This window comes from uncultured Anaerococcus sp. (assembly GCF_963510575.1).
In the GTDB taxonomy this organism is placed as follows: Bacteria; Bacillota; Clostridia; order Tissierellales; family Peptoniphilaceae; genus Anaerococcus.
Genome location: NZ_CAUPFR010000056.1, coordinates 1 through 10,754, shown reverse-complemented (window position 1 = coordinate 10,754; position 10,754 = coordinate 1). Strand labels below are relative to the sequence as shown.

At 37.2% G+C, this 10,754-nt stretch carries 6 protein-coding genes and 1 pseudogene; 6 read left to right on the top strand and 1 reads right to left on the bottom strand.

The features are described 5' to 3' along the window. Nucleotides 1–617: pseudogene (locus tag RQ907_RS05410) on the top strand (ABC transporter substrate-binding protein); the annotation flags it as partial. Between the two features lie 222 nt (nt 618–839). On the opposite strand, the gene RQ907_RS05405 reads toward RQ907_RS05410, so the two are convergent. Beyond that, a complete protein-coding gene (locus RQ907_RS05405; RefSeq protein WP_311492362.1) occupies nt 840–4,145 on the bottom strand; it encodes a hypothetical protein in 3,306 nt (1,101 codons plus the stop codon). A 409-nt stretch (nt 4,146–4,554) separates the two neighbouring features. Here RQ907_RS05405 and RQ907_RS05400 point away from each other — a divergent pair, with 409 nt between their 5' ends. From RQ907_RS05400 to RQ907_RS05380, 5 genes are read left to right on the top strand one after another with little or no spacing between them, the layout of a single operon-like run. Beyond that, a complete protein-coding gene (locus RQ907_RS05400; protein WP_311492361.1) occupies nt 4,555–5,517 on the top strand; it encodes an ABC transporter permease in 963 nt (320 codons plus the stop codon). Nucleotide 5,518: 1 nt separating this feature from the next. Continuing rightward, nucleotides 5,519–7,471 carry an ABC transporter permease subunit gene (locus RQ907_RS05395; protein WP_311492360.1) on the top strand — a complete coding sequence of 651 codons (1,953 nt, stop codon included), beginning with the start codon at nt 5,519–5,521 and terminating at the stop codon, nt 7,469–7,471. 8 nt (nt 7,472–7,479) lie between these two features. Continuing rightward, nucleotides 7,480–8,481 (top strand): ABC transporter ATP-binding protein, encoded by a 1,002-nt coding sequence (locus tag RQ907_RS05390; protein WP_311492359.1) that lies wholly within the window; start codon nt 7,480–7,482, stop codon nt 8,479–8,481. Next, a complete protein-coding gene (locus RQ907_RS05385) occupies nt 8,471–10,087 on the top strand; it encodes an oligopeptide/dipeptide ABC transporter ATP-binding protein (protein WP_311492358.1) in 1,617 nt (538 codons plus the stop codon). The genes RQ907_RS05390 and RQ907_RS05385 overlap by 11 nt, the downstream gene beginning before the upstream one ends. After that, nucleotides 10,084–10,272, top strand: coding sequence for a hypothetical protein (locus RQ907_RS05380; protein ID WP_311492357.1), 189 nt, complete (start codon nt 10,084–10,086; stop codon nt 10,270–10,272). The genes RQ907_RS05385 and RQ907_RS05380 overlap by 4 nt, the downstream gene beginning before the upstream one ends. Nucleotides 10,273–10,754: the final 482 nt, after the last annotated feature.

The window sequence follows — 10,754 nt, the reverse complement described above, 5'->3', positions numbered from 1 at the left end:
AAACACCATACAAATTCGAAAAAGATGGTAAAACTCCATGGGATAAGAAAAAAGCGGATGAAGAATTTGCTAAAAACGCTGATGGTTTCGATTATTACAGATATGACGAAACTGGAAAGAAACTTCAAGTTAACCAATACGGTTCTGATGAATCTCCAATCACAACCCTTATCTCAAACCAAGTTCCAGTAAATGCTAAGCAAGTAGGTATGGAATACAACGTAACAGCTGGTTCATTCGCTACCCTTCTTGATTACTACACTAACCCAAAAGAAGATGCTGAATATACAGCCTTCAACATGGGTACAGGATTTGGTACACCATTCGATCCATGGTACCAATACAACTCAAAAGGATCTGACAACAAGACAAGAACAAACGATCCAAAAGCTGACGAAATCACAGTTAAACTTCGTCAAACAGATCCAACTAAGAAAGATGAATACCTAGATAACTGGGAAGCTTTCGAAATGTGGTACAACGACTACCTACCAGAAATTCCTCTATACTCTAACCAATACCACACAGGTTACACAAAGAGAGTTAAAGGTTTCGATATAAACACACCAGTTTGGGAATCTGAATATCAAATTAACGCTATGAGCCTAGAAAAATAAGACTCTAAAAAAGACAAGGTAAATTACCTTGTCTTTTTTTGTGGATTCTCGTCTATAGAATTTAAGCTTTTAAAAATACTTATAACAATGAAAGTAAAATCTTTTTAACAAAAAGGGGCTGTTGCAAATTGTGAATAATTATATCCTCATCATCAGAGGTAGCTCTGATGATATTGGTACGATTTATTCATTCTGCAACATCCCCATTTTTTTTACTTAGTCTTAGCCCATGATTTTAAAATCAGGATTCATTTTTATGAGCAATATTTCAGCTTCTTTTCTTAATTTTTCTGACTCCTTGATTAATTTTATGAGGTCTTTTCTGATGTCTTTTGTTTTCTCAGGACATTTTTCCAATAACAAAGCAGCAGCCTTTGTTACTATGATAGATCTTTCATAGGCTTTTTTTAGTTTGTTATATTTTTCTCTGTCAAATTTTTTGCTTTTACTTTTATTTAAAAAGTAATCTGGCAAATAATCTACTTGGTAATTTGAATAGTGGTTTTTCTCACCTTTCCTGTCTGGTTTTACCAGGTCTTTGTCGCTAGGTTTATAACTTGGCTTATATTTATTTGGATTTTCCTTGCCAGGTTTGTTTTCATCTGGCTTTTTCTTGCCAGGTTTGTTTTCGTCTGGCTTTTCTTTTCCAGGTTTGTTTTCGTCTGGCTTTTCTTTTCCAGGTTTGTTTTCATCTGGCTTTTTCTTGCCAGGTTTGTTTTCATCTGGCTTTTCCTTGCCAGGTTTGTTTTCATCTGGCTTTTCCTTGCCAGGTTTGTTTTCGTCTGGATTTTCTTTGCCAGGTTTGTTTTTATCCGGATTTTCCTTGCTAGGTTTGTTTTCTTCTTCCTTTTTACCATCCCCTTTTTCAGGTTGGGTATTTTCTGTATCAGAACTTTGGTTTTTATTTAATGGCGCATTCTTGTTTTCTTCTATGACCTTATTTATCCTATCTAAGATTGAAGGAGAAATTCTTTCGGTCACATTCCAGTAGTCTTCTGCTGGAATTGGGTCGTATAAAGTTGGAACTTTGCCATCTATGCTCACACCCCTTGTTCCTTCAAATTTTATTTGGTCAGATTCTACAGCCTTGGCTGGGTCCTTTGAGCTATTGCCTCCTCTAATATAGGCTTGGCTTACAGATATAGTTCCATGGCCAGAGATTCCCAAGCCACCCTTTTTGCCGTGGCCTGCTCCAGCTACTGCAACTAATCTGCCCTTGCCGGTCACCTTTCCGCCATTAAGTTTGAGAGCGTCACCACCAACAGATGTTAGAGGCTTAGCTCCACCACCAAATAGGTTTAAAGATGAGTTTTCGCTTATATCTAATACACCATTTGGTCCGATTTCTAGGGCTGGTTGTCCACTTTCACCCTTTGTTGCTTGCTCGTCACCTCTTATAGAAACTTCACCTTCTATCCTTGCCTTACCCTCAACCCTTATAACCGGTTTGCTATTAATATTTACAAGCTTGCCTTGGGCTGCGTAGTTGGTGTTTGAATAGATTGAAGAATGTCCAAGTATAGCCCCATCCTTAAGGACGACTTGGCCCCAAATTGATGCGCCACTTGTAATTTCTTTTTTGCGTGGGTTGTAATTTACATTCAACCTTCCACCGTTTGACACTTCAATCTTGCCAAAAACAACAGAATCATCTAGGTTTAGGATTCCTCCGTCTTTTACGATAATCTTTACGGAACCTAAAATCTTCATATTTTTGATTGTTAAATTAGTGCCTTCGCCCACAACTAGGGTTTGGTTTGGTTTTTCTAAAGTTTCCTTACCTAATTCTCCGTAGGTGCCAGATTCGTGGGAGCCAAACCAAGCTTTGAGGTCTTTTGGTACATTTACAAGATTATCAGATTTATTAAATTCTGTAACCTTCCATGGACTCATTTCCCACATATATTTTTTATCTTGGGTTTGGATGAATTTAGCTTTTGATAAAAGTTCTTCTAAGCTTTGTTTTCCCAGTTTGTGGACTTCTACTTTAGCTTCATTAGACTCTACTTTTTGACCACGTTTATCTTCGGCAATTATTTTTATTTTGAAAGTACCTGCTTTTGTTGGGCTTCCGCCAAGACTTATAGAACCATGGGCGAAGTTTGCCTCTATGCCTGTATCTTTATCATCTATAACAGCTTTGACGTCCCTAAATTCATTGCCCCTGTCTTCTAGTTTTTTCCAATCATCCTTGGTAGGAGTTTCTTTGTCTGTGTACTCTACGGATACAGCATTAGGATTGTTTGAAACTGAGGCAGTGCCGCAAGAAAAACCATCTAACTTTGTCTGACCTACTAAAAGATTGTCAAACTTTCCTACTAGTCTTATTTGGTAGGTCACATCCTTTTTATCCTTGTTATCAACAAGTTTTTTATCCTTGTATAAGTAATTGTATTCTTTTCCATCGTAGGTTATTGAAAGCGAATCATTGCTATTTAGCCTATCTATGCAGAGATCTCCATACTTTGAAAAAGCATAGGCATTATTGGCAAAAATGGCTGAAGGAGATGAGGTTTTTGTTTGGGTCTTGCCATTAATAATTATTTTTTCAAGCTTATTTTTATCGACCTTGGTGCCATCTCCTAAGCGCAATACATTATCACCAAAGTTTTCTTCTATATAGGTGAAGGCTATATCCTTGTTTTGATCAGCCTTGCCATCACTTGGCTGGTCTTCTTTTTTTGGAGGATTCTCTCCGAGAGTCTGGACTTTTATGCTAGCATTATCGATTATCCCATCATAAGACTCGGGATTACTTATAATAAAGGATAGAGATATTTTATCGGTTTTTATAAGGACCTTGTCACCTTTGTTTAGTTTTGGGAATCTCACACCATCTTGGTTAGGACCGTCCATTCCCCCCTTGATTAAATAGTAAATTTGACCTTTTGATGGCCTTGAATTAGAAGTTTTTGTGTAGGTCTGACCATTTACTTCTACGTCCTTAATAGAATTTACAAAGTCTGTATCAAGTCTAATGGTATTATTTAAAAAACCACTTTCTGACGAAAGTATGTATTTTTTATTTGATTCCTCATCTTTTTCTTTTGGCACATCTTCTTTTTGGCTAGATGAGCCTATGTTTTCTTCTTTGATAGAATTTTTATCTATTAGATTATCATTCCATGAATCTGTAGGCTCACTTATTGTAAGAGATAGGATCTTTTTATCTGATTTTATGACTATTCTGTCATTTTTTTCCAACTTGGTGAAAACTATAGAAAATTCATCGCCATTTGCACCCTTAGATAAGTAATAGACTCCCCTTTTCTTTGGTATACTGTCTTCAGAATCTTCTGTCCAGCTAGAGCCGTTTACCTCTACGCTTTTTATGCTATTGATAAAATCGTGGTCCAGACTTATTGAATTAGTCATATAACCGCCCCTAGATCCTTTTATCAAACTAGGATTACTAGCAAAACTGATAGTTCTAAAGGAAGGATTTTTTAGGAAATTCCCATTACTTGTTCCTAACAAAACTGCACTTGATAAAGCCAGGCAGATGGCTATTTTGTTTCTTTTTTTCATAAAACTCCTTATTGCAAAATATATTGATTGTGATAATCGATATCACAAAAATAATTATAAACCAGTCAAAAAAAATTTGCAAAATTTTTTTAAAAAGGCGAATCCCCTTGCGAAACGTTGGAAAATGAACGTTTTACAAGAAGGACCTTAAAAGTAGTTTCATAAAATAATAAAAATTGAAAAAAAACATTAATATTAATGGATATTTATAAATATTCATTAAAAACCTTATGAAAAAGAGTTGGCCTATGATAAAATTTGGTTTTTTAATCAAAAATCGGTTGACAAAAAGGCCTAAATATAATACTATTGTAGGTATAAATTATATGATTTAGAAGTGGGCCTAAAATTATTTGAATCATTGATTAATACATAAAAGCTCGTCTAAATCAAAAGAGGAAGGATATATATGTTACGTTATATAGTTAAGAGAATTATAAACCTAATACCAGTAGCTCTTATTATATCTATCATGCTTTTCGCCTTTTCTAAGGCCATGCCAGGAGATCCTATCCAGGCTATGATACCTACTACAGGTAGGATGACAAAAGCACAGAAAGAAGAGATGTATAAGAACTTGCAAGCGAGGTATGGCTATGACAAACCTCTACCAGAGCAATACGTTAGATGGCTAGGTAGGACCCTTAAGGGTGATTTTGGTGAGTCAACCAGAGTTAGAAGATCAGTTAAGGAATATTTATCCGAGCCACTTAAAAATACAGTCTATTTGAATATCGGTTCTACAATAATTTCTTTTGTACTTTCAGTTCTTATAGGAATTAGGTCGGCTACTCACAAGGGAGGCCTCTTTGATAAGACGTCCCAAACCTTGACTCTCGTAGGTTTATCAATACCAACCTTCTTTATAGGTCTAATTTTGATATTCTTCTTCGCCTTTAGGCTAAAGATGTTCCCTGCAAACGGTATGCCAAGGCAAAACACTTTTGGAGAATGGGTAAAATACCTAAGTCTACCTACACTTACACTTACAGTAGGTTCTCTTGCGTCCCTTTCTAGGTATGTAAGAAACTCTATGTTAGATGCCCTAGACCAAGATTATATCAGAACAGCTAGGTCTAAGGGTCTTAAGGAAAAAACAGTAGTATATTCTCACGCCTTTAGGAACGCTCTAATCCCAGTAGTTACAGCGTTAACATGGGCTGTACTTGGAATGTTCTCAGGTTCTGCTATTACAGAGAGGATTTTCTCTTATAGGGGAATTGGTAACGAGCTTATTACTGCGGTAATGGCGCAAGATTACAATATTATCCTTGCCTTATCAATGTTCTATGCTATCCTTACCCTCCTAGGAAACCTCTTAATGGATATAGCTTATGCCTTAGTAGATCCAAGAGTTAAATTGGAGGCTTAATATGAATAGAAAAATAAATAAACCTTTTAAATCTTATTTGAGCTTCCTAAAGACTTACCTTTTGAGAGGATTTACTTTTGCGACTGGTATGGATGATGAAAATCCTACACCAAGACCAGAAGCTGATGAACAAAAAACAAAAAATACTAATATGGAAGGTGGTCCAAAAGAAAGTCCTGAAAATGATAAGCTAAAAGAAGAAGCTATCATGAGCCCAGGTAAGGTTGCTCTTAGAAATTATTTCAGAAACCCACTTGGTGTGATTGGTTTGGCTATGTTTTTAGCTATAGTTCTCGTAATTTTTGTTGGTTCAAAAATGCTACCTTTCGACCAATATTATTCCCAAGGTAACCTTACAAATGTAGCCCCAGGAGCTGGATATATGAATTATCCAAGCGAAATGGAAAAAGAAGGTGTTGAAAAAATCTCAATTGGTAATACTTTCGCAGTAGGACTTACAAAAGAAGGCAACATCTATTATTGGGGTTCTGATAATGAAGATAAGGTTCTTTCTATGCCTGAGGGAGTTAAAAACAATCTAGAAGGCAAGAAAATAACAGATGTGGCAGCAGGAGATAGACATATTCTTGTTGCTACTGAAGATAATAATATATATGGTTGGGGTAATAAAACCTTCGATCAAACCAAAGTACCTGGTATGCAGGCAGCCCAAATTAAAAAAGAAGGTATAGCAAAAATTGGTGGTGGTACTCAATATTCAGTAGTATTAACCAAGGCTAACAATATTATTATTTGGGGTTCTACCCTTGCTTCAAGACTAGATATGATTCCATCTAAGATTCAAGGACAGATTGTTGACTTTGATTGTAATACAATCAACGTAATAGTTGTTAAAAAAGATGGGTCTGTTGACCTTCTTGGTGTAAGAGGTGCTGAAAATGATACAGCTATGCCTGCTGAACTAAGAGAAGGCAAGGTAAAGGCTAAGAAGGCAGTTCTTACTGCAAATTCTGCAGCAGCCCTTACAGAAGATGGCAAACTCTATGTTTGGGGTCCATCTAGAGATAAATTATCTGGTGAATTTATACCAAAATTTGATGCTAAAATTGTAGATATAGAGGCAGGAGATTCAGTATTATCTGCCCTTGATGAAAATGGGAAAATTTACCAATGGGGTTTAGATAATTATGGTGAAACAAAAACTCCACAAGGTGAATTTTCACAAATATTTGAAAATTACTTTAATAATTATGCTGTAGATAAAGAAGGAAAAATCAAAACTTGGGGCCTAAATGGTTTTAGGTTTGGTTCAGATGACCAAGGTCGTGATATCTTTACAAGACTTATCCACGGCGGCAAGATGACTATGGTTATATCCCTTATTTCAACAATTATCCAAATTGGACTTGGTGTTTTAATCGGTATGGTATCAGGTTTTGTCGGCGGAAGAGTTGATAATATCTTGATGAGGATTTCAGAGATTGTTGCATCTTTCCCATTCTACCCAATGCTTATTTCCCTTTCTGCCCTACTCCCACCTGGAGCTAGCCAAGAGCAAAGGATAACCATGGTTATGATTCTTTTGGGTATCTTAGGTTGGACAGGACTTGCCCGTTTGGTACGTGGTCAAATCCTTGCAGAACGTGAGAGGGATTATATTACTGCTGCCAAGGCGCTTGGTGTAAAGGACTGGTCAATTATGGTTAAGCACATATTACCTAACGTCCTTTCTATAGTAATAGTTAACGCTACAATTGGTTACGCAGGCAACCTTCTTACTGAAAGTGGTCTTTCATTCTTAGGATTCGGTGTTCAAGAACCTACACCATCTTGGGGTAACATGCTTACTGCTGCCCAAAGTTCAGATGTACTTAACACTTACTGGTGGAGATGGGTATTCCCAGCCCTTGCAGTATTCTTGACATCATTCTCAGTTAACCTTATCGGTGATGCCCTAAGAGATGCAATCGACCCAAGAGCAAACGAGAGATAGGTGAAATTATGAGCTTACTTGAAATAAACAATCTTCATACCTACTTTTCTACAAGACGTGGTCTGATAAAGGCTGTTAACGACGTAACCTTATCTGTTGATGAGGGTAAGACACTGGGTCTTGTAGGTGAGTCTGGATCTGGTAAGAGTCAGACAGCGATGAGTATTCTCCAACTGTTTGAAACTAACCAAAAGATCTATGGTGGTGAAATAATCTTTGATGGAGAAAAAATCTCCGAATACAACACAAGCCAAATGGAGCATATCAGGGGAAATAAGATTTCTATGATCTTCCAAGAGCCAATGAGCTCCCTAAATCCTGTTTTTACTGTAGAAAAACAACTTTCTGAAGTCCTAATGCTTCACAAGGGCATGAATAAAAAAGAAGCAGCTGAGAGAGTTCAAGAACTTTTGGCAGCTGTTAAAATACCAAACCCACACGTAGTTACCAAGCAATATCCATTTGAATTATCAGGTGGTATGAACCAAAGGGTAATGATAGCCATGGCCCTTGCTTGTGAGCCAAAGCTTCTAATAGCTGACGAGCCAACTACAGCCCTTGACGTTACAATCCAGGCCCAAATCTTAAGGCTGATGAATGACCTTAAGCACAAGGCTGGTACATCAATCCTCTTTATCACCCACGACCTAGGTGTAATTAACCAAATGGCTGATGAAGTAGCAGTAATGTATTGTGGACAAATCGTTGAGCAATCACCAGTAGAATTTATCTTCAAACGTGATATAACAGACTTTAACCATCCATACACTGTAGCTCTCCTAAACTCAATCCCATCTATAACTTCAGATAGGAATGAGAGGTTGGATATTATCCCAGGAAGCGTTCCTCACCCACTAAACCTACCAGCAGGTTGTAAGTTCGCTGACAGGTGCAAGTTTGCTACAGAAAGATGTATCAAGGAAATGCCAGAATTAAAGGCAGTAAATGACAACCAATTAATTAGGTGCCATTACCCAAATAGAAAGGAAAGAGAAGAAGATGGAAAATAAAGACAGAAAGGTCTTATTCAAAATAAGAAACCTTAAAAAATATTTCCCTCTTAAGAAAAAAGGCCTTTTCCATAGGGGCCCAGGCGAATATGTCCACGCCAATGAATCTATATCTATAGACATCTATGAGGGTGAAACACTTGGTCTTGTAGGAGAATCAGGATGTGGTAAGTCTACCTTTGGTAGAACCCTCCTACAAATCTACGAACAAACAGAGGGAACAACCCTTTATTACGGAAAAACTCTAGAAGAACTTGCTCCAGAATACATGGGCAAGATGATTAGTAAAATTCCATCAAAATTCCCTAACTACCACAAGGAATTAGATGAATTAAATAAGATTTATAGTGATTTAGAAAAATCTGAAACCGATGAAGACAAGGCAATGAACAACGAAAAAGCTATGTTCAAACGCCGTGAAATCGAAGAAGAATACCTAAATATGATAAGAATTGCTGGCGGTCTCCTAGCTTCAGATGACCTAGGCAAGGTAGCAAGCCTCCTTAGCGGAGAATACCAAATCTTGAAAGAAAGAGCCAAGGTTTATTTTGCCATAGAAGAATTTGAGCAAAAGGCTCAGATGATGGTAAGAACCTGGGACGATTACTATAAAATCCTAAATGAAGATCCAAAATATAAGGAATTAAAAAATAAGGCTGATGCCATAACTAAGAGAATCGAAGAAAAAAGAGCTGAAATCGAAGCCTACAGAGATACTCTTAGGTCGAAGGAAAAATTTGATGAACTCGAGGCACAAGTTGACAGAGGTATCGACCTTTCAGAATTAAATAAAGAAGAGATGAGACAATTACGTAAGGACTTACAAATGATTTTCCAAGACCCTTACGGATCTCTAGATACAAAGATGACTGTAGGTAACATCATCGGTGAAGGAGTTCTAGGCCATGATTTATTCAAGTCTAGAAATGAAAAAGGCTACAACGAATATATCCAAGAAACCATGGAAAAATGTGGTCTAGCCCCATACTTCCTACACAGATATCCACATCAATTCTCAGGTGGACAGAGACAAAGAATTGGTATAGCAAGAGCCCTTGCCCTAAAACCAAGCTTTATAGTTTGCGATGAGGCAGTATCTGCCCTTGACGTATCAATCCAGTCACAAATCATCAACCTTCTTCAAGACTTAAAAGAGCAAAATAACCTAACCTACCTATTCATAACCCACGACCTTTCAGTAGTAAAATATATTTCTGACAGGATTGGTGTAATGTATTTAGGTGTAATGGTAGAGTTAACAGATTCTGAAAAGATATTTGAAAACCCACTCCACCCATACACAAGAGCCTTACTACAAGCTATACCAAGAACAGACGTAGACCAAGGCCAAGAGCTTGCTGTAATCGAAGGTGATATACCATCTGCAGTAAGACCACCAAAGGGATGTAGGTTCCACACTAGGTGTGAATATGCAATGGATATATGCAAAAACTTCGAACCAGAACTTAAAGATGTAGGAGAAGGCCACTTCGTAGCCTGCCACCTAATGGACGTGTCTGAAGAAGAAAAAGAAAAAGCCCACGCAGCAAACCTTGCTCGTAGAGCAAAAGAAGCTGAGGAATTAGAAGAAATTAGTGCTATATGAAAAGACCAATAGACAGGTTTAAGGGTAAAACAAGGGAAGAAATCGAAGAGAAAGAATCCCTATTAGATGAAGATAACCTAGAAAGAGGCGATAGGCTAGCCATGTTTTTAGCAGCCATGAGAGTCTTCATGCCATTTGTACTCTTAATTCTCGCCCCAATATTTTTAATAGCATACTTTATGTAAAGGTGAAAACCAGGATTTTTATAAATTCTGGTTTTTTTGTTCCAGAAAACCATTAATGGTTTTTATCCGAGATTAATAGTAGTATAAACTTTGTAAGCTAAGTTTATACGGTTTTCAAAATTTCTCAAGGTGCAAAGCACCGAAGCAGAAATTTATGAAAAACCTTATGTAATTTTTTACAAGTGACGCGACGAATAGGAGTGTTAATTGTAAAAAGATTACGTTCCTTAGCTTTTTATCCTAGATAACTTATATTCTTTTTCTATTATTTTATATTATCTTTATCTTATAATTTTTTCTCAGTCATTAACATGACTACTCCGTATTAAGGGGAGGCCCAAGGGACCTTCCGCAGGGTCCCTCACCCGCCTCCCCTTAAACCCCTCTCGGCTACACCCCCGAGCGGCTCCTTAGGCGGAGTGCGGATATAGAAGGGGCTGTTGCAAAAGTCCTAATATAGAAAAAAGACGAGGAAACTAAAC